Source organism: Ancylobacter sp. GW821-FHT10E12, assembly GCF_058809335.1.
The window spans coordinates 224,435-249,317 of record NZ_JBXASN010000008.1 but is presented as its reverse complement, the minus strand read 5'-3'; the positions used below and the strand labels follow the sequence as shown (position 1 = coordinate 249,317).

The window sequence follows — 24,883 nt, the reverse complement described above, 5'->3', positions numbered from 1 at the left end:
CTCACTGATTTCATCAGCACCGATTAACCGGTCGTTAACCAAGATTAACTGAATCTCTCCTGACTAGAGGAGATTCGAACGGTGAATGCTGTCAGCCGGTCTGGGCCATCGATCCGCTTTCGTGGTCGCTCGTTTATGGCGATGACGCTTGTCGCCGATGTGCCGCTGGAGCCGTGGCTCGCCGATTTCGACATCTGGCTGCAGCGCTCGCCGGGCTTCTTCACCGGTCGGACGGTGGTCCTCGACATGGCGGGAACCGCAACCAGCAAGGCGGAGGTCGAACGCTGGATCGGCGAACTCGCGGCGCGCGGCGTACGCCTCATCGGACTTGAAGGCATTCGCCCCAGCATGGTCGATGCCTCCATGCCGCCGGTGCTGCGTGGCGGGCGTGATGCCACCCTTGTCGTCCCGGACGAAGTCGTCGTCCCGGTGGAGTTGCCCAAGCCTGTCGAGCCGGTGAACACGCTCGTCGAGCAGCGGGTGAGGTCGGGGCAGTCGATCGTATGCCTGGAAGGCGACGTAACCATCGTCGGGTCGGTTGGAGCGGGCGCCGAGATCATCGCCGGCGGATCGATCCACGTTTACGGCACGCTGGCAGGTCGGGCGATCGCGGGGGTCACCTTCGGCTCCAAGGCCCAGATTTTCTGCACGAAGATGGAAGCGGAACTGCTGGCCGTCGACGGCATCTACAGGACGGCGGAAGACATTGACGGCGCCCTCCGGGGCCGGGCCGTGCGTGTATGGACCGCAGATGACGCGTTGCGGCTAGCCGCACTTTAGGAGCGAACCGAGGCATGGCAAAAATCATCACCGTCACGTCGGGAAAAGGCGGCGTCGGCAAGACCACGACGACGGCTGCCATCGGTGCCGCGCTTGCGCGGACCGGCGATAAAGTGGTCGTCGTCGACTTCGACGTCGGCTTGCGCAACCTGGACCTGATCATGGGTGCGGAGCGGCGCGTGGTCTATGACTTCGTCAACGTCATCCAGGGCGATGCCCGGCTGCCGCAGGCGCTGATCAAGGACAAGCGGCTGGATTCGCTGTTCCTGCTGCCCGCCTCGCAGACCCGCGACAAGGATGCGCTGACCGAAGAGGGCGTCGACAAGGTGATCGACGATCTCTCGCGGCATTTCGACTGGGTCATCTGCGACAGCCCGGCCGGCATCGAGCGCGGGGCGACGCTCGCCATGCGCCACGCCGAAATCGCCATCGTCGTCACCAACCCGGAAGTTTCCTCGGTGCGCGACAGCGATCGCATCGTCGGCATCCTCGACTCCAAGACCCTGAGGGCCGCCCGCGGCGAGACGGTCGACAAACGCCTGCTGCTCACGCGCTACGACCCGATCCGCGCAGCCCGCGGCGACATGCTGAAGACCGAGGACGTGATGGAAATTCTGTCGCTGCCGCTGCTTGGCATCGTTCCCGAGAGTCCCGACGTGCTGAGAGCCTCGAATTTCGGCGTGCCGGTCTCCATCCACGACCCGGATAGCGCCCCGGCACGGGCCTATAATGACGCGGCGCGGCGCCTCAAGGGCGAGGACGTCACCATGGAAACGCCGAAGCAGCGGCTCGGCCTGTTCGGGAAATTCCTGCGGAGGGCGGCATGACGCTATGGAAGCGGTTTTTTTCCAATGGAAGCGCGCCGCAGGCGCGTGAACGGCTGCAGATCCTGCTGTCGCATGAGCGTCAGGTTCTCGGCGGTGACGACCTGCTATCCAGCCTGCGGGAGGATATCCTGGCGGCCGTCGCCAAGCGCGTGCCCTGCGAACGCGACAGCGTGAAGGTTCGCCTGGAGCGCGGAACCCCGATGTCGGTCCTGGAGATCGAGGTCGAGATCCGCAGCAATGGCGATCTCGGAATGACACAGGCCGCTTGACGGCAAGCCGCCCCGATCCTGCTTGGCCATCACGACGCAACCCCGTTCCCATCCCGAGCGGCAGGCGTGGAGGATTGCCGGCTTAACTTTGCCGGCGGCGCAGAGCGAGACATGCGCCGCCTTTCGCTGCAAGCGAAGCCTTCTCCCAGCCGCCTTTCCAGCCTCGTTTCCGCCGGCATGCCGGAATGCCGCTGCGCAGGCAGCGCGATCGTCAGCCATGTGCGCCTGTGATCACCCGCGCGAAGCGCACGCAGGCAAGCGACACTGAAGCTCCAGCCTTCTCCTCATCGACCTACCGCGCAACATTGCCGAGCCATACCTGCGCGGTGCTACATTGCCATAGCCGCAGGCTTCTCCGCGAAGGATACTCATACCGTCGAATATGCGCGGATTCGAAATCAATGACGGCTATTGCGAAGAGCGAGGCGATTCAAGCGGAGGAGCCCTCCAGCCCGGAGGCCGAGGGTTCATCGACAGGGCTTCGCTTCGAGGCGCTCTGCCGCACCGCCCGCGCCTTGTTTCGGGTTCCCGTCGCCTCTGTTTGTTGGGAGAAAGGCCCCGCCTATTGGACTGCCATGCCTGAGGATGCCGACAGGCGCATTTGGGAATTCGCGGTGACGCTCGAAGGTCGCCCGGACGCCGGCCTGCCGATGCTGGTAGTGGAAGACGCCCGGCAGAATGAGCTTTTTGCCGACCTGCCCTATGTCGCTTCCGCACCGGACGTACGTTTTCTCGCGAGCGCTCCCTTCGGCCCGGACGCGGCCGGGCGTCTCGCGGTGTTCGATACGCGCGCCCGCAGCTTTACCGCCGAAGAGGTTCGCCAATTCGAGGATCTGGCGGAAATCGCCGGCGAGAGCCTTCGCCTCCTTCGTGACGCACAGGAAGCGGCCGAGCGAGAGGCAGAGTTCCGGCTACTCGCGGAAACCTCCACGGACACGATCGTCCGCGGCAACCTCGATGGCGTCCGGCTCTATATCTCCCCCTCGGTCAAGACGCTGCTCGGGTATGAGCCGGAAGAACTGATCGGCCGCCGTGCCAGCGAAATCACGCATCCCGACGACGCGGCAGAGTTTCGCGCGCTGATGCAACAGGTCCGGGAGGGAAGCCTGGAGCTTGGCCTGAGCGAGCAGCGCCAGCGTCACAAAGACGGTTCGTGGATTTGGATGGAGGCGTCCATCAGGCTCACGCGAAACAAGGTGACAGGCATGCCCGATGGGTACGTCGCCTCGGTACGCGGGCTCGACCGGCGCAAGCAGGCCGAGGCGCGCCTGGAGCACCTCGCATTGCACGATGCGCTGACCGGCCTTCCCAACCGAGCCCTGTTCGCCCAGCGCCTCGATGAGGCCATCGCCCGCAGCCGGCACACCGGCCAACCCTTCGCGCTGATGTGCATGGACCTCGACTGCTTCAAGCAGGTGAACGACACATTCGGGCACCACGCCGGCGACAGCGTGTTGCTCGAGGCGGCTGCCAGATTTCGTTCGGCCATCGGACCTGACGACATCGTTGCACGGCTGGGTGGCGACGAGTTCGCCGTGATCCACCCGCTGCATGGAAACCCATCCGGGGCCGCCACAATCGCGCAACGCCTGATCGAAGCAATATGCGAGCCGATTCGAATTGGCGGCGTCGAGACCATCGTCGGCCTCAGCATCGGCATCGCCCATGCGCCGGCGAACGGCGTGAATCCCGTTCAGGTGCTGTCCTCCGCCGACCGCGCTCTCTACGACGCCAAGATCGCCGGCCGAAACACGTTCCGCATCTTCAGCGATATGACGCCGCGCTCCTGAATTGCCAAGGACCGGCCAGGCGGTCGGCGAGGCCAGCGCCCAAGGATTGAAATCGGCCGGAATGGCGGGATGCGCTTCAGCGACGCAGTCGAGGTTAAAGCCTGCGGGTCTTCATCGTGCGAAGTGGGATGAGTACGAGCAAATGATCGATCCCTCCCCCGGCCCGATCGGGCAGACGGCAGCTTGACGCACCTCTCAGGACATTCCATTTCATAAGCCGGCTACCATCTCATCAATGGGAAAGCTTTCCTCAGGCGCTCCCTGGCTTCCTCTGAGAGCGGACGGAGCCTGCGGCAGCTCGCGCCGATGTGTTCCGTGCGACGGCGGCGAGAATGAGCGCCTTCAACGCCTTTTCATCAATCTTGTCACCCTCGTGGAAATCGATGGCACGCCTGGTGTTGCCTTCGAGGCTGGAGTTGAAGAGGCCCGATGGGTCGTCCAACGAGGCGCCCTTGGCAAAGGTCATCTTCACGACATTCCTGTACGTCTCGCCGGTGCAGATGATCCCGGCATGCGACCACACCGGAACCCCTCTCCACTTCCACTCCTCGATCACTTCGGGGTCGGCCTGCTTGATGAGACTTCGGATACGGGCGAGCATCTCGCCCCGCCAGTCGGTCAGTTCCTCGATTTTCGCATCTATCAGCCCAGAAGGAGAACCTCCTCCTTTTTCTTCCGTCGAACCGCTGTTTCTCTTCTCCATGGCTGCATCACTTTCTCTACGGTTGTTGTCGCTCGCCTGTCACGTGACTATCGCTGGCCGGTACTTGGTGCCATCGTTTCTCGTCGCGATTTCGAATACAGCGCCCGAGCAGGTCGCCCCGGACCTCGTTTCAATCGTGGTTTCGTGCACATGCGGCGCACACCGATTTCGGACAGCTAGGCCAGCACACGCACTTCGTCCAGGATCCAGCCGATAAGCTCCCTTGCGGGAGGCGACAGGTTTCGACCGGGCTTCAGCCAGTATCCGCTATCCTTGCGCACCAATGATGGTCCCACGGCGACCAGCGTTCCATCGGCGAGCGCGCCGTCGATCAATCCGGCCCAGCCGAGCGCAATCCCCTGATCGGCTATCGCGGCCTGCACGACGAGGCCGTAGGTATTGAGGCTGAGGTCGCTGGAACTCGGCTCCCGCTCGATGCCCATCGCGCGGAACATGTCGCTCCATCCGAACCAGCGCGGCGCCGGCGTGCTCTCGAGATGAAGCAGCGGCAGCTGGCCGATTCTCTCCGGCCGCTCGCCGAGTCCATGGCGGGCCGCAAAACCGGGACTACAAACCGGATGCACGCATTCCTGGAACAACTGGATCGCCTCGGGCGGGAAGTCGTTCCGCGCGCCGAACAGCACCGCGACGTCCTCCGCGTCGTCCATGCCGGGATCCGCCGCGGCAGAGGCGATAATGTGGACGTCGGTGCCGGGTTGGACCAATCGGAACTGCGCCACACGCGGCATCATCCAGAATGAGGCGAACCCGTAATCGGTGAACAGGCGCACCACCGGCTGGCGACTCATGCGTCGGATCGAGCGCGTCGCGGCGTCGAGTTCGGCCACCGCGGCCGTCGCAGCCCTATGCAGCGATTCGCCTGCCGGCGAAAGCGTGCTGCCTCGATGCCCACGGGCGAGGAGAGCCGTCCCGACCTGTTCTTCCAGATGCCGGATGGTGTAACTCACCGCCGGCTGGGACAGGCCGAGCTCATGGGCCGCCGCCGTCAGGCTTCCCAAGCGCCCCACAGCCTCGAACACGCGAATCCAGCCGAGGTCGAGTGATCGCGCAGACATAAGATTCTCTTAGGGCGATGATCGAAAAAATGAGGGTTCACAACCCTTGGCATTTAACTGCCTGATATCGAGCAGAACAAGGCGGGCACGAAAGCCAATTCAAGGTCGCCCTCCTTGCGATCCCGGCCTCCCATCCTTCCAGAGGTAGACCATGAATCGCATGCTGTTGGCCGCTTCGGCCCTTACCCTCCTCCTCGCCGCCGGCCCTGCGGCCGCCGCCGACGCTCCCACGTGCAAGACCGTCAGGATGTCGGATCCGGGTTGGACCGACATCACCTCGACCAACGCCATCGCCGGGGTCCTGCTCGAAGGGCTCGGCTACACGCAGGACGTGAAGACCCTCTCGGTGCCCATCGGCTACGAGGCGATGAAGAACAAGGGCATCGACGTCTTCCTCGGCAACTGGATGCCGGCCCAGCAGAAGTTCATCGACGCGCTGAACGAGGCCAAGGCCGTCGACGTGCTCGGCACCAACCTCGCCGGCGCCAAGTTCACCCTCGCCGTACCCAGCTTCGTGGCCGAGGCCGGCGTGAAGGATTTCAAGGACCTCGCCGCCAATGCCGATAAGTTCGGCAAGCAGATCTACGGCATCGAGCCCGGCGCGCCGGCCAATGCCAACATCCAGAAGATGATCGACGCCAATGATTTCAGCCTGACCGGCTGGAAAGTGGTGGAATCGGGCGAACAGGCGATGCTGGCGCAGGTCAAGCGTTCCGAGCGCGGCAAGGAATGGATCGTGTTCCTCGCCTGGGCGCCGCATCCCATGAACGAGACCTTCGCCATCACGTATCTGTCGGGCGGCGACGCCTATTTCGGCGCCAATTATGGCGGGGCGGATGTGCGTACGCTCGCGCGCAGCGGCTGGTCGGCCGAATGCCCGAACGCGGCGACGCTCTTCAAGAACCTCACATTCGATCTGCCCATGGAAAACACACTGATGGGCAAGATCCTCGACGAGGGGCAGGAGCCCAAGGCCGCCGCGCAAGCCTGGATCAAAAGCCATCCGCAGGCGCTCGATGCCTGGCTCGCCGGCGTCAGCACCTTCGAGGGAAAGCCGGGCCTCCCGGCCGTCAAGGCGGCGCTCGGCCTGTGACCGATCGGGGAGCGCCGGAAGCAAGCCGGCCGGCGCTCCCCGCGTGCCTCGTACCGGAAGACATGCAATGACGCGCCCGAACATTCTCGTCCTGATGGTCGACCAGTTGAACGGGACGCTGTTTCCCGACGGACCGGCCGAATTTCTGCACGCACCGCATCTGAAGACTCTCGCCGCCCGCTCCGCCCGCTTCGTCAACACCTATACGGCGAGCCCGCTCTGCGCGCCCGCGCGGGCCTCCTTCACGTCGGGCCAGCTGCCGAGCCGCACGCGCGTTTACGACAATGCCGCCGAATTCACCTCCGACGTTCCCACCTTCGCGCACCATCTGCGCCGCGCCGGCTATCACACGGCGCTGTCGGGCAAGATGCACTTCGTCGGACCGGATCAGCTGCACGGCTTCGAGGAACGGCTGACCACCGACATCTACCCCGCCGATTTCGGCTGGACGCCCGATTACACCAGGCCCGGCGAACGTATCGACTGGTGGTATCACAACCTTGGCTCCGTCACCGGCGCCGGCGTCGCGGAGATCACCAACCAGCTCGAATATGACGACGAGGTCGCCTATCACGCCGTGCGCAAGCTCTATGATCTGGCACGCGGCAGCAACGACCGTCCGTGGTGCCTGACGGTGAGCTTCACCCACCCACACGATCCCTATGTCGCGCGCCGGCGCTTCTGGGATCTCTATGCCGATTGTCCGGCGCTGGCTCCCGTGGTGCCGGCGATCCCCTTCGAGGCGCAGGATCCGCACTCGCAGCGGCTGCTGCTGGCCAGCAACCACGCGTCGAGCCATGTGACGGACGAGGACATACGCCGTTCCCGTCGCGCCTATTTCGCCAATATCTCCTATATCGACGAAAAAGTGGGCGAGCTGCTCGACGTGCTGGAACGCTGCGGCATGGCGGAGAACACCATCGTCGTCTTCGTCTCAGATCATGGCGACATGCTTGGCGAGCGCGGCCTGTGGTTCAAGATGAACTTCTTCGAGGGCTCCGCACGCGTGCCGCTGATGATCGCCGCCCCGACGCTTCCGGCCGGCCGGATCGACCATCCCGCCTCGACGCTCGACGTTCTGCCCACTCTCGCCGATCTGGTCGGAATTGATCTCCGCAGTGTCATGCCGTGGACCGATGGCGAGAGCCTGGTCGGCCCGGCAACAGGCGAAAGCCGGCGCAGCCCCGTGCCGATGGAATACGCGGCCGAGGGCTCCTACGCTCCGCTGGTTGCGCTGCGCGATGGACCGTGGAAGCTCGTTCTCTGCGAGCTCGATCCCCCCATCCTGACCAATCTGGAAGAGGATCCGCACGAGCTGAACAACCGGGCGGGCGACCCCGCCTGCGCAGGCATCCTCGCGGCCATGACGGCCACCATGCGCCAGCGGTGGGATCTGGCGCGCTTCGACGCCGAGGTTCGGGCAAGCCAGGCACGCCGCCACGTCGTCTACGAAGCGTTGCGCAACGGCGCCTATTTCCCCTGGGATTTCCAGCCGCTCCAGAAGGCCTCCGAGCGCTACATGCGCAACCACATGGATCTGAACGTGCTGGAAGAGGCCAAGCGCTATCCGCGGGGCGAGTGACAGGTCAATTCATCCAAGGCGGGGCCAATTCGACAAACGCCGATACAGTCGGCCATGCGCCGGATCCCGCACCATGGATGGATCCCAGGCCCGGCACGCGCAGGTTTGCGACGAGCCGCGGCCGATCCTCTCCTCGGTCTCGTTCACGGAACAATGATGTCGCGGGTGGCCGCAGCGGCGGCGAGTATGCTAGGCGGCCGTCGAGCGATCGAATCCGTGCCCGCAACCCGAGAGGGAAGTCGGCCGCGAGGGGTCCTCGTTGCGGAGTTCGCACCCGGAGAATGGACCTCATGACCGCCTACGCCTCGCTTTCCGGCCATTTCGGCCGCGTCGCCGCCATGTCGAATGCCATCGGCATCCTGCAATGGGACAGCGACGCCATGATGCCGAAGGGCGCCGCCAGCACCCGGGCCGAGAGCATGGCGCTCCTGCGGGTGATGCAGCATGAGATGGCGGTCGATCCCCGTATCGGCGGCTGGCTGGCCGAGGCCGAGCAGGATGACGGCCTCACCGGGTGGGAGAGGTCCAATCTGCGCGAAATCCGGCGGGTATGGACCGTGCAGACCGCCCTGCCGGCCGATCTGGTTGAAGCCTCCAGCAAGGCGGTCTCGGCCTGCGAGATGGCGTGGCGGCAAGCCCGCGCCGATTCCGATTTCGCCGGACTGCTCCCCTATCTCGCCGAGGTCCTGCGGCTCCAACGCGAGGTCGGCGCGGCCAAGGGCACGAGGCTCGGCCTCTCCGTCTATGACGCGCTGCTCAACGACTACGAACCCGGCGGATCCTCTGCGACGATCGACGCGCTGTTCGACGATCTCGCCGCCTTCCTGCCCGGCTTCACCGAGGACGCGCTCGCCGCGCAGGGACGCCGGCCGGAACCCGCCCGGCTGGAAGGCCCTTTCCCGGTCGAGGCCCAGCGCCAGCTCGGGCTGAAGATCATGGCGGCGCTCGGCTACGACTTCGAGCGCGGCCGGCTCGACGTCTCGACGCACCCGTTCTGCGGCGGCGCCGACAATGATGTGCGCATCACCACGCGCTATGACGACGCCGATTTCAGCAGGGCGCTGATGGGGGTGATCCACGAGACCGGCCATGCGCTCTACGAACAGGGACGCCCTGGTGCCTATATGAGTCAGCCCGTCGGGCAGGCGCGCGGCATGAGCGTGCATGAGAGCCAGTCCCTGCTGATGGAAATGCAGGCCTGTCGCAGCCGGGAGTTCATCGCCTTCGCCGCGCCGCTGATGCGCGCCGCGTTCGGCGGCTCCGGCCACGGCTGGGAGGCCGAAGCGCTGTATCGGCGCTATACCAGGATCGAGCGCGGCTTCATCCGGGTCGATGCCGACGAGGTGACCTATCCGGCTCACGTCATCCTGCGCTACCGGCTGGAGAAGGCGCTGATCGCCGATGCGATGCCGCTTGCCGAACTTCCGGCAGCGTGGAACGCGGGAATGAAGGACCTGCTCGGCATCACCCCGCCCAACGACCGGCTCGGCTGCCTGCAGGACATCCATTGGCCGAGCGGCGGCTGGGGCTATTTCCCCACCTACACGCTCGGCGCGATGACCGCGGCCCAGCTCTTCGACGCCGCCTGCCGGGCCGAGCCCGACACGCTGCCCGGCATCGCCCGCGGCGACTTCGCGCCGCTGGTCGGCTGGCTCCGCACCAACATCCATGCGCAGGGCTCGCATTTCGAGACCGATGAATTGCTGACGCGCGCCACCGGCCGGCCGCTCGATGCCAGCGTGTTCAAGGCGCATCTCGCCCGGCGCTATCTCGGCGCGGATTGAACCCAGATAGCGGAACGGCCCGGCACTGCCGACGACACGCGCATGCGCGTCCCCGGCGCGCCAGCGGGTGCTATTTGGCCGCCGCCTCCTCGATCTGCCGCTCCGCCCGGCGCAGGCGCCGGAGAAGGAGCGGCAGCAGCAGCACGAAGGCGGCGACGGCCAGCAGCGTCGCCGAGATCGGCGTCGAATACAGCACGCTCCAGTCGTTCTGGCTCACCGCCAGCGCCCGGCGCAGCTGGATCTCCGCCTGCGGGCCGAGGATGAGGCCGATCAGCGCCGGCGCGATCGGGAAGTCGTAGACCCGCGCCATGTAGCCGACGAGGCCGAGGCCGCACATCAGCGCGATGTCCATCCAGGAGGTCGACAGCCCCCAGACGCCGACCAGCGCGAACACCACGATGCCGGCATAGATATAGGGTCGAGGGATCAGCAGCAGGCGGACCCAGATTCCGACCAGTGGCAGGTTGAGCACCAGCAGGATGACGTTGCCGATATAGAGCGAGGCGATCAGGCCCCAGAGCAGGCCGGGATTGGTCGCGAACAAGAGCGGCCCCGGCTGCAGTCCGTAATTCTGGAACGCGGCAAGCAGTACCGCGGCCGTGGCGGTCGAAGGCAGGCCGAGCGTCAAGAGCGGCACCAGGATGCCGGCGGCGGCGGCATTGTTCGCGGCCTCGGGGCCGGCGACGCCTTCGATGGCCCCCTCGCCGAAATCCTCCGGATGCGGGCTCAGCCGGCGCTCGAGCGTATAGGACAGGAAGGTCGGGATCTCGGTGCCGCCGGCCGGCAGCGAGCCGATGGGAAAGCCGATGAGCGTACCGCGCAGCCACGGCTTCCAGGAGCGCTTCCAGTCCTCGCGGGTCATCCAGGCGCCGCCGGAGAGCGGGTTCATCACCGCATGGACCTGGGCGTTGCGGCTGGCGACATAAAGCGTCTCGCCGACGGCGAACAGCGCGACCAGGACGACGGTGAAGGAGATGCCGTCCAGCAGTTCCAGCGTGCCGAACACCATGCGGCTCTGGCCGGTCTGGGTGTCGATGCCGATGGTGCCGAGGGCAAGCCCGAAGAACAGTGCGGTGAAGCCGCGCACGCGGGAACTGCCCATCACCACCGCCACCGAGGTGAAGGACAGGATCATCAACGCGAAATAGTCCTCCGGGCCGAAGATGAAGGCCAGCTCGGCAATGGCCGGCGCCAGGAAGGTCAGCGCCAGCGTGCCGAAAGTGCCGGCGACGAACGAGCCGATGGCCGCCGTCGCCAGCGCCGCCGCGCCGCGGCCGGTGCGGGCCATGCGGTTGCCTTCGAGCGCGGTCATCACCGAGCCGCTCTCGCCCGGCGTATTGAGCAGGATCGAGGTGGTCGAGCCGCCATAGAGCGCGCCATAGAGAATGCCGGCGAACATGATGAAGGCCGATTCCGGCGCCACCTGCGCGGTGACCGGCATCAGGAGCGCGATGGTCAGCGCCGGCCCGATGCCGGGCAGCACGCCGACGGCGGTGCCCAGCGCGCAGCCGACCAGCGCCCAGAACAGGTTGATCGGCTGCAGGGCGATGGCGAAGCCGGCGACGAGTTGGGTCAGCGTGTCCATGATGTCACCGGATCAGCGGCAGGAACGGGCCGAGGTCGATGCCGAGCTTCGAAAACCCGTACCAGGCGCCGACGCCGACGGCGGCACCTATCAGGAGATCGAACACGGTGCGGCACGAACCGAAAGCGTGCGTCACCAGCGTAAAGCCGACTGCCGCGGTGATCGGGAAGCCGAGCCAGCGTATGGTGGCCAGCGGCAGGGCGACGCCGGCAAGCGCCATGAGGAAGGCGCGCCGCGACGGCGGGGCGTCGATATCGGCATTCTCTTCCTCCTGCGGACGGAAGGTCTCGCCGCGGGCGATCTGCACCAGCAGAAGCACGCCGAGAACGACGAGCCCGGCGCCGACGGCACCGACCATCATCGCCGGCCCCATGCCGACATAGGCGGTCGTCGAGCGGATGCTGGTGGCGCCGTAGAGCCAGACCAGGCCCATGGCGAGCACGACGGCACCGATCCACCACGGCCGGGCGGGAGGCGCTCCGGCGTGAGGTGCGTCGAGGGGAATCTCCTCGAGGGAGGGCATGGCAAGGCTCCATCTGCCGCTAACGTCCGAAGGATCCCGCGCGCCGGCGGCGCGCGGGCAAGCCGCCCGGAGACCGGCCCGATCGCGGGGCGGCGCCCGGCGGCGGGCGCTTACTGGACGATGCCGACGTCCTTGAGCGCCTGGGTCCAGTTGGCCTCCTCGCTCTTGAGGAAGGCGACGAAATCCGGGCCGGAGAGATAGGCGTCCTCCCAGCCCTGCGTCTTCAGGGTCGCCTTCCAGACATCGCTGGAATGCAGCTGGGCGAAGCGATCGAGCCAGGCCTTCTTGCCGGCCTCGCTCATGCCCGGCGCGCCGACGAATCCGCGCCAATTGCCTATCTCCACCGGAATCCCGGCTTCCTTCAGCGTGGGAACGTCCAGCCCCTCGAGACGCGCGGGGCCGGAGACCGCGATGATGCGGATGCGACCGGACTGCGCGAACGGGCGGAATTCCGAGGCGCCGGAGATCGCCGCCTTGATCTTGCCGCCGCCGAGCGCGGCGAGGATCTCGCCGCCCGAGAAGGCGACGAAGTTGATCTTGCCGACCGGCGCGCCGGCATGCTTGGCCAGCATCGCCAGCAGCACGTGGTCGACGCCGCCCGCCGAGCCGCCACCGACCGAGAGCGCGCCCGGATCGGCCTTCAAGGCGGCGATGAAGTCCTGCGGCGTCCTGATCGGCGAATCTGCCGGCACCGCTATGGCGTTGTATTCGTTGGTGAACCGTACCAGCGGCGTGGTGTCGTTGAGCGAGACCGGCGTCTTGTTGGTGATGACGCCGCCGACCATGATCACGCCGGTGACCAGCAGCGCATTGTCGTCGCCCTTCGAGGTGCGCACGAATTCGGCGAGGCCGATGGTGCCGGCGGCGCCGCCCTTGTTGGTGAAATTGACGCCGTCGGTGAAGATCTTGGCCTGGTTCATCGCCGCCATGGTCTGGCGGCCGGCGCCGTCCCAGCCGCCGCCGGGATTGGCCGGGATCATCACCTTGGCCGGATCGGCCATGGCGAGGCCGCTGGTGAGCGCGAGCGCGACACCGCCCGCCATCGCAAGGGCCGTAAGCCTAAGATTGTTTCTCAGGCGAGGGGTGGCCTTGAGCATGGAATTAGCCTTGAGCATGACGTTTCCTCATTCGGTTTTGCCGTGTCTTGCCCGGACGATCCAGGCAGCCGGCTTTCATTGTCCGCCGCAGCGGCAGGCACGTTCGCGCGGGCGAGAGCCGCTCAGGCCGCACCTCCGGGCTGGGGCTGCCCGGTCGGGATGACCGTCTGCACGATCGAAGCATCGAGCGCCTCGTACCGATGCAGCCCGATGAGTTCGTAGAGCTCGGCGCGGGTCTGCATCGCCTCGATCACCCGATGCGTCCCGCCGTCGCGCCGGATCGCCTGGTAGAGGGCTTCCTGCGCCTTGTTGGCGACGCGCAGCGCCGAGACCGGCCAGATCACCATGCGATAGCCCATCTGCTCGAACTCGGAGGCGGTGAAGAACGGCGTTCGGCCGAACTCCGTCATGTTGGCCAGCAGCGGCACGCCGGCGGGCATGCGTTCGGCGAAGCTGCGGAACATCTCGGCATTGGTCAGCGCTTCGGGGAAAATGGCGTCGGCACCGGCGTCGAGATACATCCGCGCGCGCGCAAGCGCCCCGTCTATGCCCTCGCTGGCGGCGGCGTCGGTGCGGGCGATGATGTAAAGGTCGCGCCGGGCGCGGGCGGCGGCGGCGACCTTGGCGGCCATGTCGTGGGGGTCGGCCAGCTTCTTGTCGTTGAGATGGCCGCATTTCTTCGGCAGCAGCTGGTCCTCGATATGCACCGCCCCGGCGCCGGCCTCCTCGAAGGTGCGCACCATGTGCATCACGTTGAGCGCTTCGCCATAGCCGGTATCGCCGTCGACCAGCAGCGGCAGCCCGCTGGCGCGGACGATCTGGCGGATGAAGAAGGCCACTTCGTCGACGGTGATGATGCCGAGGTCCGGCAGGCCCATGGAGGCGGTCATGGCGGCGCCGGAGAGATAGAGGCCCTCGAAGCCGGCGACCTTCGCCTGGATCGCCGCCATGCCGTTATGCGCACCGGGCAGCTCGACGATTCCGCCGGCTTCCACCAATGCGCGAAAGCGGCGACCCGCGGGCTGGTCGGGAAGATCGGTGTTCACCAGATAGGGCATGCGACACCGCCTTCAGTTGGCATAGAGGTCGACATAGTCGTGCACCGCCATCGCCTCGAGCCGCTCCTGGTCGAGCGAGACGTCGAGAATGGCGCGCTGGCGCTTCTCGACGAAACGACGGGCGAGATTGGTGCGGAACTTGGCTTCCAGCAGCGGAATGCCGTCGGCCCGGCGGCGCTTGTGGCCGATCGGGTACTCGACCAGCACTTCCGGCAGCACCGTTCCGTCGTTGAGCTCGATTGTCATGGCGTTGGCGATCGAGCGCTTTTCCGGGTCGTGATAATCACGGGTGAAGGCCGGATCCTCGACGCAGGTGATCTTGGCGCGCAATGCGTCGATGCGCGGGTCGGCGGCGACAGCGTCTTCGTAGTCGGAGGCGGTGAGCCGGCCGAACAGCAGCGGCACGGCGACCATGTACTGGATGGTGTGGTCGCGATCGGCCGGGTTATGCAGCGGTCCGCTTTTGTCGATGATGCGGATGCAGGCCTCGTGCGTGCGGATGCGGATCGAGGCGATGTCGGCGGCGCTGCGCCCCATGGCGGCAAGCCGGGCATGGAAGCTCATCGCCGCCTCGACCGCCGTCTGGGCGTGGAATTCCGCCGGATAGGAAATCTTGAAGAGCACGTTCTCCATCACATAGGAGCCGTAGGGCCGCTGGAACTTGAACGACTGGCCGCGGAAGGAGGCGTCGTAGAAGCCCCAGACCGGCGCGCTCAGCACCGAGGGGTAGCCCATCTCGCCGGTCTTCGCGATCAGCGCCAGGCGAACCGCGCGGCTGGTGGCGTCGCCTGCCGCCCAGCTCTTGCGCGAGCCGGCATTCGGCGCGTGGCGATAGGTGCGCAGTGCCTGTCCGTCGACAAAGGCGAGGGAGAGCGCGTTGATGATTTCGTCCCGCGTCAGGCCGAGCAGCCCCGCGACCACGGCGGTGGACGCCGCCTTGACCAGGATGACGTGGTCGATGCCCACCTTGTTGAAGGCGTTCTCCAGCGCAATGCAGCCCTGGATCTCGTGTGCCTTGATCATGGCGGTCAGCACGTCCCGCATGGTCGGCGGCGTGCGGCCGGCGGCGACGGCATTGCGGGCCAGCCAGTCCGCGACGGCGAGGATGCCGCCGAGATTGTCCGACGGGTGACCCCATTCGGCGGCCAGCCAGCAATCGTTGAAATCCAGCCAGCGGATCATCGTGCCGATGTTGAATGCCGCCTGAACCGGATCGAGCTGGTAGGGCGTGCCGGGAACGCGCGCGCCGTTCGGCACCACGGTGCCGGGCACGATCGGGCCGAGCAGCTTGGTGCAGGCCGGATATTCCAACGCCTCGAGACCACAGCCGAGCGTGTCGATCAGGCAATTGCGAGCGGTCTCATAAGCGAGCGAACTGTCGACACGATGGCCGAGCACATAGTCGGCAATATCGACAAGCACGCCATCAGGCGCCGGACGCTCATTGTTGCTGTGGCTGGACATAGGCTTTCCAGACGTCTCCCTGTGAAGTTTTTGTGCCGCGAACACGATAGGCGCTCGGCACTTATGTCGACATTTCTATTCAGATAGGTCGTTATGGCAACTAAAATCTGCAATCAATCGGTATATATGTCGACACTTTAATCTGAAGCTCGCACATGATGTCGGAGACCGACCCGAGACGCCGGTAATTGGGGTATAAGAATCGCCGTGGCGCACCTAGGAAGACGGGCAGGAAGAGGTGTCGACATGCTGAACGACGACGCGTCGGAAACTGCGATCGAGGCGCTGGGCGGAAGCGGCCTTGCGGCCCGGCTCTATGACGACCTGACGCGCGCCATCCTCGCCGGCACGCTCGCCCCCGGCGCCAAGCTCAGCGAACCGGCCATCGCCCGCAGCTTCGGTGCCAGCCGTGCGCCGGTGCGCGAGGCGATCCGCCGTCTGCAGGAGCGCGGACTAGTCACCTATGCGGTGAACCAGGGCGCCCGCGTGGCGCAGCCGAGTGCCGCCGAGTTCCTGGCCCTGCTCGATGTGCGCGAGGCGATGGAGGGCATGGCGGCGCGCCTTGCCGCGACGCATATGGAGCAGGCCGAGATCGAGGCGCTCGATGCCCTGGTCGCCGGCCATCGTGGCGAGATCGAGAGCAATCCGCTCGGCGCCTATCTCCAGGACGATCCCGAGACCGACTTCCATCGACGCATCGCCCGCGGCAGCGGCAATCCGATCCTCGCGGAACTGCTGTGCGAGCAGTTCTATCCGCGCCTGCGCCTGTGCCGCCGGCTGCACCGCACCGTCCAGGGCCGCGGCCGGGAAGCCTGGAAGGAGCATCTGCGCATCACCGAGGCGATCGGCCAACGCGATGGCGAGCTCGCCGAAATCCTCATGCGCCGCCACATCCGCGCGGCCCGTGCCGCCTTGCAGACCGCATTGGCGGCGGATTGAATTCCGCAAAAGACGATTGATACCTCCCCCGGCGTGGCCCGAGCTCACGAGCCTGGATCACCCTTCCCCGGGCCGGGAAAGCTTACAGATTGGCGCCGGATCGCCTCCCGCACCCTCGCAAAGCGCGTGCGTTCGTGCCTTCATGAAGCCGAGCCCGGACAACGGGCCAACCGATTGCCGGGGGGAATGCCGATGCCGCCACCCTCGGCGCCACCGCCGGCCTGCTCGGCTACGCCATGTCGGTCGGCAGGGCGTCCGAAGGAATGAGCGCCGGGATGAATGCGGAAGGTGTCGGCAGCGGCGGGGTGCCGCGCGCGCCGTTCAAGCCCGGAGCGCCCCTTGTCGAACCGGAGGTACGGCGCGCGGCACATGGAGAGCTCGCAACGACGCTGCGCGTTGCCTATGCGTACAAGAATATCGGCGGATATCGGCTTTCGCTGAGAACCTACGAGGGAGACCTGCCCGCGCCGACCCTGCGGTTGAGACCGGGCGACACGCTGCGCATCGACCTCGTCAACGCCCTGCCGCCGAACCCGGATTCCATGCCGGTCGACCGCATGCTGCCGCACCATTTCAACACCACCAATTTCCACTTTCATGGCGGGCATGTCGATCCCGGCGGGTTGTCCGACAATGTTTTCCGGTCGATGCAGCCGGGCGAGAACCACAAGATCGAAATCGCTATCCCCGACGATCACACGCGCGGCACCTATTGGTATCACCCCCATCACCATGGCAGCGCCGACATCCAGATGACGAGCGGCATGGCCGGCGTGGTGATCATCGAAGGCGATTTCGACGACGTGCCGGAAATCGCGGCGGCGTCGGAGCGGGTGCTCATTCTCAACGAGGTGCTGTTCGACTATCGCGGCACGCTGGAAGTCTATGACACGGTATGGCCGGAGGGAGTGCCGCGCTTCCTGTCGGTGAACGGCCAGCGCGAACCGGCGATCCCGATCCGACCCGGCGAGGTCCAGCGCTGGCGGATCGTGCATACCGGGCACGAGAACAATCTCAATCTCGCATTGGCCGGTCACGCATTCGAGGTGATCGCCTATGACGGCATCCGCCTGGCGCAGGCGGAGCGCTGCACCACGCTGCTGATGGCGCCGGGGCAGCGTGCCGATATACTGGTGAAGGCGGGTGCGCCGGGCACCTACGCGCTTGCCGCCGTGCCGTATGACCAGGGCTATCCCTCGCCCACGGGGCCGCTTGCACGCCTTGTCGTCGAGGGCGAGCCCATGGCGATGGCGCTCCCCGCCGCGCTCGGGGCGCCTGCGCTGGCAACCATTCGCGACGAGGAGATCACCAACCGCCGCCATCTGTGGCTCTCCTCGGTCGCGCCGGAATTTCCGCCGGCCGGCAACTATCAGGAGTTCACCTATTTCATCTGCGGAAAGCGGTTCGACCCGGACCGCGTGGACCAGAGCATCAAGCTCGGTGCCGTGGAGGAATGGACGGTGGCCAACGAGGATGACTCCGACCACATCTTCCATATCCACACCAATCCGTTCCAGGTCGTGAGCGTCAACGGCGCGCCGCTGGCGACGCCGGTCTGGAGGGACTCCGTCGTAGTGCCCAGAAAGGGCAGCGTGGTTTTCCGCTCCCGCTTTCTCGATTTCGCCGGCCGCTTCGTCCTCCACTGCCACATGATGAACCATGAGGAACTCGGGATGATGCAGGTGGTGGAGGTGGCCTGACGCGCCGAACCCGGCTCAGGCGGATTCAGCGGTCTCGCCCGCTTCGGTCAAGCGAGCGAGGTAGGCATGGATCTGGGCGACGACGGCGGCGCCTTCGCCCACCGCGGCCGCGACGCGCTTGGTGGACCCGGCCCGCACGTCGCCGATGGCAAACACGCCGGGCCTGTTGGTCTCAAGCGGCAGGACCGGCGGCTGCCCCGCATTGTCGGCGGGCTGCTGGCCGGTCAGGATGAAGCCCTGCGGATCGAATGCCACGCAGCCATCGAGCCATTGCGAATTCGGATCCGCGCCGATGAAAAGGAAAAGGTGCCGGACCGGCAGCGTCGTCAATTGCCCGCTGTCGCGATGGCGGCAGATCACGGCGCTTAAGCCCTGGATGTTGTCGCCCTCGAGCGCCTCGACCTCGGTGCGGACGTGGATCTCGACATTCGGGAGCGAGGCGATCCGGTCGATGAGATAGCGCGACATCGAGGCTTCCAGCCCATTGCCGCGAATGACAAGATGAAGCCGCTTCACCTTCGGCGCGAGGAAGGAAACCGCCTGCCCTGCCGAATTGCCGCCGCCGACCAGCGCCACTTCCTCGCCGGCGCACAGGCGCGCCTCGACCGGGGAGGCCCAATAGGCGATGCCCGTGCCTTCGAAGGTCGACAGATTCCCGATGTCCGGCCGCCGATAACGTGCGCCGGTGGCGATTACCACCGTGCGGGCGCGGACCGTGCCACCGTCGGACAGATGCAGGCGAAGCGGCTGCGCCTGCAGCCTTTCGCAGTCGAAGCGGACGACTTCCAGCGGGATGGCCATCTCCGCCCCGAATTTCTGGGCCTGATTATAGGCGCGGCCGGCCAGTGCCTGGCCGGATATCCCGGTCGGGAATCCGAGATAATTCTCGATGCGGGCCGACGCGCCCGCCTGGCCGCCGATGGCGCGCTGGTCGAGAACCAGCACCGACAGGCCCTCGGAAGCGGCATACACGGCGGTGGCGAGGCCGGCCGGCCCCGCGCCGACGATGGCGACATCGTAGATCATCTTCGGATCGAGCGTCGGGAGCATGCCGAGGCAGGTGGCGACTTCCGCGGTGGTCGGATGCTTGAGCACCGCGCCGGTTGGGCAGATCACCAGCGGCAATTCGTCGGGCAGGATGCCAAGCCGCTGGACCAGCGCGCGGCCCTCCTCGTCATTGGTCGAATCCAGCGTCGTGTAGGGATAGCCGTTTCGGTTCAGCAGACCCTCAATGATCACCCGGTTCGCTTCACCCGGCCGGCCCACCAGAACCGAGCCCGCGGCCCCTCCTTCGATGAGACCGACCCGTCGCAGGATCAGGGCACGCATCAGCAGTTCCCCCACCTCGGCCGAGCCGATGGCGAGCGCCCGCAAATGGGCGGCGTCGAGCGGCAGCGCCGTGCAGCCCTCGGGGCCGGCCGTGGCGGCCGCCAGCGTAGGACGTCCGGCCAGCTGGCTGACCTCGCCGGTGAACTGGCCGGCTTGCTGCACGGTGATCGGCTTTTCCCGACCGAGGCCGTCACGGCGGACGAGTTCAAGCGAGCCCTGCACTATGAGCCAGGTAGGGCTTCCCACGTCCCCGACGTCGAACACCTGCTCGCCGGGCTCGAACCGCCGTTCCGAACCGCTGGCGAAGCGCTTCATCGTCTCCATCTGCGCGCTGTTGAGCACGGGAAACATCTGGTGCCTGCGTTCGTCGAGAAGACTCATGGCGGGTGCTCTCATGGCGCCGGCAGAGGTGCCGGGGCGTTGCGGCGCCCCGGACGCGTGCAGGATGGCGATGCGACGTCCGGGCGGCGCCATTGTGATCTTCCGGACGCCGCGGTCTTGTCGGAAGGCATGCCGCCAGCGGTTCGGCAGGCGGTGCTCCATCCGGCGAACATCATATCGGCGGTTTTGGCGGACGACGCCACCGGCACCCTACCCTGAACGACAAAAGCGGCGCGCTCGCCGGACAGGCCGTCAATGAGCGGCGAACCGAGGGCGCCCGCGCCCCGGCTGTCGAGAGCCTATGGTTGACGGCACGGCCGTTCCCTACATCGGCAGGGCGACCGGATCGCCGCTGGCGCGCCGGATGACTTCCATCCGCACCCCGTAGATCGCCTGAAGCTGGTCCTGGGTCATGATCGCGGAGGGCGCGCCGCGGGCGATCAGGCGGCCGCCGCGCAGTGCCAGCAGGTCGTCGCAGAAGCGGGCAGCCATGTTCACGTCGTGCAGAACGATGACCGCCCCAAGGCCCTTGGCACGGCCGAGCGAACCGATGAGCGTGAGCATCTCCAGCTGATGTGCGATATCGAGCGCCGAGATCGGCTCGTCGAGCAGCAGGCACGCCGCGTCCTGCGCCACCAGCATGGCCAGCCAGACGCGCTGACGCTCGCCGCCCGACAAGGTGTCGACATGGCGATCGACCAGCGCGGCCACGTCCGTGAGCTCGATGGCCTCTTGCACCTTCTCCCGGTCGAGCGCCGAGAACCGCCCCAGCGCGCCGTGCCATGGATACCGGCCCAGCGCGACGAGCTCCCGCACCGTCAGGCCGCCGGTGGCCGGCGGCGTCTGCGGCAGATAGGCGACGCGGCGGGCAAAGGCGCGATGGCCCCATGCCGGGAGCGGGTGTCCCTCGAAGCGGATCTCGCCGCCGCTTGCCTTCTGCTGTCGGGCGAGAAGCTTGAGCAGCGTCGTCTTGCCCGAGCCGTTATGGCCGATCAGGCCGACGAGACGCCCGGCCGGCACCGCAAGGCTGACCGGGTGCAGCAGGGTGCGGCCGTCGACAGCGAAGTGGACGCCGTCGAGTTCGAAGATCGGTGTCTGCCCGGCCGACATCACCCCTCCTTGCCGAAGGCGAAGCGGATCGCGAGGTTGAGGCAGGCCGGCAGGACCGACATATGCGTCTCCCCCGGAATGAGGACGAAGTGCGACATGAGCCCCGGCGCGGCGGCGAGGCGCTCGGCCATGAGCCGGGAATTGTCGACGATGCGGCTTTCCGCGAAGCCCGCGAGCCGCTTCTCCTCATCCGGCGCGCCAAGCTGGAACGGAGCCAGCTTCTGCTCATATTCGCCCGCCAGCACGAGAACCCGGCCGGACCGCTGCCGCCCTTCGGCAATGAAGGCTTCAGCGGCATCGACGATGCCCGCGCCCTCCCACCAGATCGCCGGACTGGCCGCAATCCAGCGGGAGAAAGCCGACGGGCGACGGAACAGCGTATGCAGCACGAACAGCCCGCCGAAGGAATGGCCGAGGATCGCCTGCCGGGCGCTGTCGACCGCGACACGGCGGGCGATCTCCGGCTTCAGTTCCTGCTCGATGAAGGCGAGGAAATCGTCGGCACCGCCGGTGCGCACCTCCGGCCCGTCGGGCGCATGCGGCGGATAGGCCTGGCCGGGCGGCGGACCCATGTCCCAGGAGCGGCGCACGCTGTCATAGGCGCCGTCCGTGGGATAGCCGATGCCGACCATCACCCCCCAGTCGATGCCGGTGCCGAGCGGATAGGCCGCCTGCACCCGCATGATGTCCGCCGCGGTGCCGGCGACCGCGTTGGCATCGAGATAATAGAGCACCGGCCAACCGCCCTCCGGCGGCTCGCCCGGTGGACGGTAGAGGAAGATGCGCCACGGGGCGCCACCGGATTTCGAGGCGATATCGAAGGTCACCGTGTCGGCAATGGTCGCCGGAATCATGATGGGTTCCGTCTTCGCGAGAGCAGCCAGAGGAAGGCCGGGGCGCCGATCATCGAGGCGACGAGGCCGGCAGGCATCTGCCATGGGAAGGCAATGGTGCGGCCGACGAAATCCGCCGCGACCATGATGAGGGCGCCAAGCAAGGCCGCACCGGCGAGTTCGGGCAGCGGTCGGCGCAGCCCGACCAGGCGCGCCAGGTGCGGAGCCATCAACCCGACGAAGGAGAGCGGGCCGACGAGCAGCGTCGCCATCGCGGTGGCCGCGGCGGCGAAGACGAGCAGCAGCGTGCGGCTCAGTGCCGGCGGCACGCCGAGGGCGCGTGTGGGCGCATACCCGAGCGGCAATATGTCGAGCCAGCGGGCCAGGAGGGGCAGCAGCGCCAGCATCAGCGCGGCGGCGAACAGGCTGCCGGCGGCCGCCGCGGCACCGATGCCATAGGTCGAGCCGGTCATCCAGTTGAACAGCAGCACGGCGCGCGGATCTCCGCTCGCCATCAGCACGCTGACCAGCGCGTCGAGCAATGCGCCGACAGCGATGCCGACCAGGATGACGCGCTCGGGCGCCCCCCGCGACGACCGGCCGAGCGCGAGCAGGATAAGCAGCGCCAGCAGGGCTCCGAGCCCGGCGGCGGCGGTCTGCTCGATCCGGCCGAAATCGTCGAGCAGGAACAGCGCGACGGTCAGCCCGCAGGCGGCGCCAGCGCTCACCCCCAGCACTTCCGGGCTCGCCATCGCATTGCCGGTCATGCGTTGCAGCACGCCCCCGGCCACCGCCAGCATCGCCCCGCCGGCCAGCGCCGCGACTGCGCGCGGTAGCCTCAGCGCCCAGATGGAATCACCCGCCGGATCGCCGGGCAAGGCGATCGACCAGCCCTGAAAGCCGGGGCCAAGGCTCGCCGACAGCAAAACCGCCAGCGCCAGCAGCAAGGCGAGCCCGGCCAGCAGCGGAACCGGATGAGCAAGGCCGCGGCCGGCGCGGACCGAAAGCCCCTCCGACGGATGCGGCGGCTGGCGCAGGCGCGGCACCATCCACAGCAGCAGCGGCGCGCCGAACAGCGCGGTGACCGCCCCGGTGGGCAGCATCTCGCCATAGGCGCCGGCGGCCAGTTGCACCCCCTGGTCGGTGGCCCAGAGCAGCGCCGCGCCGGTGAGGCCCGACACCGCGAGCCGGGTCCCGACCCGCCGGGCACCGCTGATCCGCGCCAGCGCCGGCGCGGCGAGGCCGATGAAGCCGATGCAGCCGACGCTCGCCACCACGCAGGCGGTGAGCGCGATGGCCACCAGCAACGCGCCGAGCCGGGCAGCGGCGAGCGACAGGCCGAGGCCGCGGGCACTGGCATCGTCGAGGCCGAGCAGGGTCAGCGGCCGCACGAGGAGCCCTGCCGCCGCCGCCGCCAGGGCGAGGCGCGGCGTAAGGAAGGCCGGCTCCGACCAGTCCTGCTGGCTGAGCGAGCCGGCACCCCACAAAAACAGTCCGGCGAGATAGTGGCTGTTGAACAGGCCGATCAGCGCCGCGAGCGCCGCACAATAGAGGCTCGCCACCATGCCGGCGAGGATCACCACCAGCGGCGCGAAGCCGCTGCGCCGCGCCAGCAGCAACACCATGCCGATGACAAGCAGCCCGCCGGCGAGCGCCACCCATTCCCGGCCAAGGCCGATAAGGCCGGGCGCCCAGATCAGCGCCGCCGCGAGCGCGAGATTGGCGCCGGATTCGATGCCGAGCGTGGTCGGCGAGGCAATGGGATTGCGCAGAACCTGCTGGAGAAGCGCCCCGGCAAGGCCGAGCGCGGCGCCTGCCAGCAGGCTGACGACAAGGCGCGGGGCGAAGCTGTAGGCGAGCAGCATCTGCGCCGGATCGTCGACATCGGGAGCGACCAGCGCCGCCCACCGCTCGCCCGCCGGCAGAAGGGCGGCGAGATTGCCGATGGTAGCGGCGGCAGCGACGGCACCGAGCAGGACGACCAGAACGCCCGGCCCGATGCGCCGGCCGCCCGCGGCGACCGGCCCGGAAGCGGCGAGCTCAGCCATTGGCGGCCCCGCCGGCAAGGCCGAGCGTCAGCTGGCGGGCGAAGCGCATGGCCGAGGGCAGCATGCCGAACATCAGCACCGCGGGCAGCCGATGCACCCGCCCTGCCCGCACGAAAGGAAGGCTGTTCCACAGCGGGCTCGCGGCGAGCTTGGCGAGCGTGTCGGCGGAAATCGGTTCGAGATAGACCAGCCGGCTGGTGGGGCTCGCCGCCAGCGCTTCGATGCCGACGGTGTTGAAGCCCCAATAGTTGCTTTGCCGGGTCCAGCCGTTCACGAGGCCGCAGCGCTGCATCACGTCGCCGAACAGGCTGCCGGCGCCGTAGACCCTGACATGGCGGGTGTCGAGAAAGCTCACCACTATGACCGGCAGATCCGCGGCGCCCGCGGCGGCCAGGTCCCGGGCGGCGGCCTGCATGGCGGCATCGGCGCGGGCGATCAGCGCCTCACCTTCCCGTTCGCGGCCGATGAATGTGGCCACCTCGCGCGTCGCGGCGATGCTGAGGTCATAGGGATGGCCGCCCGGCGGCGCGTAGATGGAGAAGGTCCGCGTCGGCGCGAAACGTTCCAGCAACGGCCGTATGCCGGCGAGATAGGGCGTGGTGACGATGAGATCGGGCTTCAGTGCGGCGAGCAGTTCGAGATTCGGCTCGCGATCGGTGCCGAGATTGACGATGCCTGGAGGTAGCGCCGGCTCGACCACCCAATCCTCCCAGTCGCCGGGGTTCGGGACGGCGACGGGAGGAAGGCCCATCTCGATGAGAGTCTCGGCGAGGCCGAAATCCATCGAGACGATGCGGAGCAGTGGACGAGCCGGCGCATCTGCGCGCGCCGCACGACCCGCAAGCGGATGCGCGAGCGCTGAGACGGCGAGCCCGCCGAGCAGAAAAGCCCGGCGGGAAAGCGGTATCATCG

21 protein-coding genes are annotated in these 24,883 nt (G+C 67.2%); 9 read left to right on the top strand and 12 right to left on the bottom strand.

Features of this window, described 5'->3' with window-relative positions; all coding sequences use genetic code 11:
• The first annotated feature begins 81 nt into the window (after positions 1-81).
• The 4 genes from minC to AC1RU4_RS13315 all read left to right on the top strand — a co-directional run bounded on the left by minC (position 82) and on the right by AC1RU4_RS13315 (position 3,666).
• On the top strand, positions 82-780 hold the full coding sequence (minC, locus tag AC1RU4_RS13330) for a septum site-determining protein MinC (protein WP_492891567.1): 699 nt from the start codon (positions 82-84) through the stop codon (positions 778-780).
• Positions 781-794: 14 nt separating this feature from the next.
• The gene (gene minD, locus AC1RU4_RS13325) at positions 795-1,607 is read left to right on the top strand and encodes a septum site-determining protein MinD (RefSeq protein WP_492891566.1); all 813 of its coding nucleotides are present in this window, start codon (positions 795-797) and stop codon (positions 1,605-1,607) included.
• The gene (gene minE / locus AC1RU4_RS13320) at positions 1,604-1,876 is read left to right on the top strand and encodes a cell division topological specificity factor MinE (RefSeq protein ID WP_492891565.1); all 273 of its coding nucleotides are present in this window, start codon (positions 1,604-1,606) and stop codon (positions 1,874-1,876) included. The genes minD and minE overlap by 4 nt, the downstream gene beginning before the upstream one ends.
• 401 nt (positions 1,877-2,277) lie before the next feature.
• A complete protein-coding gene (locus tag AC1RU4_RS13315; RefSeq protein WP_492891564.1) occupies positions 2,278-3,666 on the top strand; it encodes a diguanylate cyclase domain-containing protein in 1,389 nt (462 codons plus the stop codon).
• A gap of 250 nt (positions 3,667-3,916) precedes the next feature.
• Here the strand turns inward: AC1RU4_RS13315 and AC1RU4_RS13310 are convergent, their stop codons facing one another.
• Together AC1RU4_RS13310 and AC1RU4_RS13305 are read right to left on the bottom strand one after the other, a co-directional pair.
• Positions 3,917-4,369, bottom strand: coding sequence for a DUF1801 domain-containing protein (locus tag AC1RU4_RS13310; protein WP_492891563.1), 453 nt, complete (start codon positions 4,367-4,369; stop codon positions 3,917-3,919).
• A gap of 176 nt (positions 4,370-4,545) precedes the next feature.
• Positions 4,546-5,445, bottom strand: coding sequence for a LysR family transcriptional regulator (locus tag AC1RU4_RS13305; protein ID WP_492891562.1), 900 nt, complete (start codon positions 5,443-5,445; stop codon positions 4,546-4,548).
• Positions 5,446-5,596: 151 nt separating this feature from the next.
• Between AC1RU4_RS13305 and AC1RU4_RS13300 the strand changes: the two genes are divergently transcribed.
• The 3 genes from AC1RU4_RS13300 to AC1RU4_RS13290 all read left to right on the top strand — a co-directional run bounded on the left by AC1RU4_RS13300 (position 5,597) and on the right by AC1RU4_RS13290 (position 9,904).
• On the top strand, positions 5,597-6,538 hold the full coding sequence (locus AC1RU4_RS13300; RefSeq protein ID WP_492891561.1) for a choline ABC transporter substrate-binding protein: 942 nt from the start codon (positions 5,597-5,599) through the stop codon (positions 6,536-6,538).
• 67 nt (positions 6,539-6,605) lie between these two features.
• Entirely contained in the window at positions 6,606-8,120 is a 1,515-nt protein-coding gene (betC, locus tag AC1RU4_RS13295; protein ID WP_492891560.1) for a choline-sulfatase, read from the top strand.
• 290 nt (positions 8,121-8,410) lie between these two features.
• On the top strand, positions 8,411-9,904 hold the full coding sequence (locus AC1RU4_RS13290) for a carboxypeptidase M32 (RefSeq protein ID WP_492891559.1): 1,494 nt from the start codon (positions 8,411-8,413) through the stop codon (positions 9,902-9,904).
• A 70-nt stretch (positions 9,905-9,974) separates the two neighbouring features.
• Here AC1RU4_RS13290 and AC1RU4_RS13285 read toward each other — a convergent pair whose 3' ends face one another.
• The 5 genes from AC1RU4_RS13285 to AC1RU4_RS13265 all read right to left on the bottom strand — a co-directional run bounded on the left by AC1RU4_RS13285 (position 9,975) and on the right by AC1RU4_RS13265 (position 15,631).
• Complete coding sequence (locus AC1RU4_RS13285; RefSeq protein WP_492891558.1) at positions 9,975-11,489, bottom strand: tripartite tricarboxylate transporter permease; 1,515 nt, start codon at positions 11,487-11,489, stop codon at positions 9,975-9,977.
• 4 nt (positions 11,490-11,493) lie between these two features.
• Positions 11,494-12,012, bottom strand: coding sequence for a tripartite tricarboxylate transporter TctB family protein (locus tag AC1RU4_RS13280; RefSeq protein ID WP_492891557.1), 519 nt, complete (start codon positions 12,010-12,012; stop codon positions 11,494-11,496).
• A 110-nt stretch (positions 12,013-12,122) separates the two neighbouring features.
• Complete coding sequence (locus AC1RU4_RS13275; RefSeq protein ID WP_492891556.1) at positions 12,123-13,055, bottom strand: Bug family tripartite tricarboxylate transporter substrate binding protein; 933 nt, start codon at positions 13,053-13,055, stop codon at positions 12,123-12,125.
• A gap of 176 nt (positions 13,056-13,231) precedes the next feature.
• Positions 13,232-14,167, bottom strand: a complete 936-nt coding sequence (prpB, locus tag AC1RU4_RS13270; RefSeq protein WP_492891555.1) for a methylisocitrate lyase — start codon at positions 14,165-14,167, stop codon at positions 13,232-13,234.
• A gap of 12 nt (positions 14,168-14,179) precedes the next feature.
• The gene (locus AC1RU4_RS13265; protein ID WP_492891554.1) at positions 14,180-15,631 is read right to left on the bottom strand and encodes a bifunctional 2-methylcitrate dehydratase/aconitate hydratase; all 1,452 of its coding nucleotides are present in this window, start codon (positions 15,629-15,631) and stop codon (positions 14,180-14,182) included.
• A gap of 246 nt (positions 15,632-15,877) precedes the next feature.
• Between AC1RU4_RS13265 and AC1RU4_RS13260 the strand changes: the two genes are divergently transcribed.
• Together AC1RU4_RS13260 and AC1RU4_RS13255 are read left to right on the top strand one after the other, a co-directional pair.
• Entirely contained in the window at positions 15,878-16,570 is a 693-nt protein-coding gene (locus tag AC1RU4_RS13260; protein WP_492891553.1) for a GntR family transcriptional regulator, read from the top strand.
• 275 nt (positions 16,571-16,845) lie between these two features.
• Positions 16,846-18,270, top strand: a complete 1,425-nt coding sequence (locus tag AC1RU4_RS13255) for a multicopper oxidase family protein (protein ID WP_492891552.1) — start codon at positions 16,846-16,848, stop codon at positions 18,268-18,270.
• 15 nt (positions 18,271-18,285) lie between these two features.
• Here AC1RU4_RS13255 and AC1RU4_RS13250 read toward each other — a convergent pair whose 3' ends face one another.
• The 5 genes from AC1RU4_RS13250 to AC1RU4_RS13230 form a co-directional block, all read right to left on the bottom strand.
• Positions 18,286-19,980 (bottom strand): FAD-dependent oxidoreductase, encoded by a 1,695-nt coding sequence (locus AC1RU4_RS13250; RefSeq protein ID WP_492891551.1) that lies wholly within the window; start codon positions 19,978-19,980, stop codon positions 18,286-18,288.
• A 324-nt stretch (positions 19,981-20,304) separates the two neighbouring features.
• Positions 20,305-21,090, bottom strand: a complete 786-nt coding sequence (locus AC1RU4_RS13245; RefSeq protein WP_492891550.1) for an ABC transporter ATP-binding protein — start codon at positions 21,088-21,090, stop codon at positions 20,305-20,307.
• Complete coding sequence (locus AC1RU4_RS13240; RefSeq protein ID WP_492891549.1) at positions 21,090-21,944, bottom strand: alpha/beta hydrolase; 855 nt, start codon at positions 21,942-21,944, stop codon at positions 21,090-21,092. The genes AC1RU4_RS13245 and AC1RU4_RS13240 overlap by 1 nt, the downstream gene beginning before the upstream one ends.
• Positions 21,941-23,971 carry a Fe(3+)-hydroxamate ABC transporter permease FhuB gene (gene fhuB / locus AC1RU4_RS13235; protein ID WP_492891548.1) on the bottom strand — a complete coding sequence of 677 codons (2,031 nt, stop codon included), beginning with the start codon at positions 23,969-23,971 and terminating at the stop codon, positions 21,941-21,943. Before fhuB ends, AC1RU4_RS13240 begins: the two co-directional genes overlap by 4 nt.
• Entirely contained in the window at positions 23,964-24,881 is a 918-nt protein-coding gene (locus tag AC1RU4_RS13230) for an ABC transporter substrate-binding protein (protein WP_492891547.1), read from the bottom strand. The genes fhuB and AC1RU4_RS13230 overlap by 8 nt, the downstream gene beginning before the upstream one ends.
• Positions 24,882-24,883: the final 2 nt, after the last annotated feature.

Excerpts from the sequence above, each read along its gene's own strand:
- minD (WP_492891566.1), top strand. The coding sequence starts at position 795 with ATGGCAAAAATCATCACCGTCACGTCGGGAAAAGGCGGCGTCGGCAAG.
- minE (WP_492891565.1), top strand. The coding sequence starts at position 1,604 with ATGACGCTATGGAAGCGGTTTTTTTCCAATGGAAGCGCGCCGCAGGCG.
- AC1RU4_RS13315 (WP_492891564.1), top strand. The coding sequence starts at position 2,278 with ATGACGGCTATTGCGAAGAGCGAGGCGATTCAAGCGGAGGAGCCCTCC.
- AC1RU4_RS13310 (WP_492891563.1), bottom strand. The coding sequence starts at position 4,369 with ATGGAGAAGAGAAACAGCGGTTCGACGGAAGAAAAAGGAGGAGGTTCT.
- AC1RU4_RS13305 (WP_492891562.1), bottom strand. The coding sequence starts at position 5,445 with ATGTCTGCGCGATCACTCGACCTCGGCTGGATTCGCGTGTTCGAGGCT.
- AC1RU4_RS13300 (WP_492891561.1), top strand. The coding sequence starts at position 5,597 with ATGAATCGCATGCTGTTGGCCGCTTCGGCCCTTACCCTCCTCCTCGCC.
- betC (WP_492891560.1), top strand. The coding sequence starts at position 6,606 with ATGACGCGCCCGAACATTCTCGTCCTGATGGTCGACCAGTTGAACGGG.
- AC1RU4_RS13290 (WP_492891559.1), top strand. The coding sequence starts at position 8,411 with ATGACCGCCTACGCCTCGCTTTCCGGCCATTTCGGCCGCGTCGCCGCC.
- AC1RU4_RS13285 (WP_492891558.1), bottom strand. The coding sequence starts at position 11,489 with ATGGACACGCTGACCCAACTCGTCGCCGGCTTCGCCATCGCCCTGCAG.
- AC1RU4_RS13280 (WP_492891557.1), bottom strand. The coding sequence starts at position 12,012 with ATGCCCTCCCTCGAGGAGATTCCCCTCGACGCACCTCACGCCGGAGCG.
- AC1RU4_RS13275 (WP_492891556.1), bottom strand. The coding sequence starts at position 13,055 with ATGGCGGGCGGTGTCGCGCTCGCGCTCACCAGCGGCCTCGCCATGGCC.
- prpB (WP_492891555.1), bottom strand. The coding sequence starts at position 14,167 with ATGCCCTATCTGGTGAACACCGATCTTCCCGACCAGCCCGCGGGTCGC.
- AC1RU4_RS13265 (WP_492891554.1), bottom strand. The coding sequence starts at position 15,631 with ATGTCCAGCCACAGCAACAATGAGCGTCCGGCGCCTGATGGCGTGCTT.
- AC1RU4_RS13260 (WP_492891553.1), top strand. The coding sequence starts at position 15,878 with ATGCTGAACGACGACGCGTCGGAAACTGCGATCGAGGCGCTGGGCGGA.
- AC1RU4_RS13255 (WP_492891552.1), top strand. The coding sequence starts at position 16,846 with ATGAATGCGGAAGGTGTCGGCAGCGGCGGGGTGCCGCGCGCGCCGTTC.
- AC1RU4_RS13250 (WP_492891551.1), bottom strand. The coding sequence starts at position 19,980 with ATGAGTCTTCTCGACGAACGCAGGCACCAGATGTTTCCCGTGCTCAAC.
- AC1RU4_RS13245 (WP_492891550.1), bottom strand. The coding sequence starts at position 21,090 with ATGTCGGCCGGGCAGACACCGATCTTCGAACTCGACGGCGTCCACTTC.
- AC1RU4_RS13240 (WP_492891549.1), bottom strand. The coding sequence starts at position 21,944 with ATGATTCCGGCGACCATTGCCGACACGGTGACCTTCGATATCGCCTCG.
- fhuB (WP_492891548.1), bottom strand. The coding sequence starts at position 23,971 with ATGGCTGAGCTCGCCGCTTCCGGGCCGGTCGCCGCGGGCGGCCGGCGC.
- AC1RU4_RS13230 (WP_492891547.1), bottom strand. The coding sequence starts at position 24,881 with ATGATACCGCTTTCCCGCCGGGCTTTTCTGCTCGGCGGGCTCGCCGTC.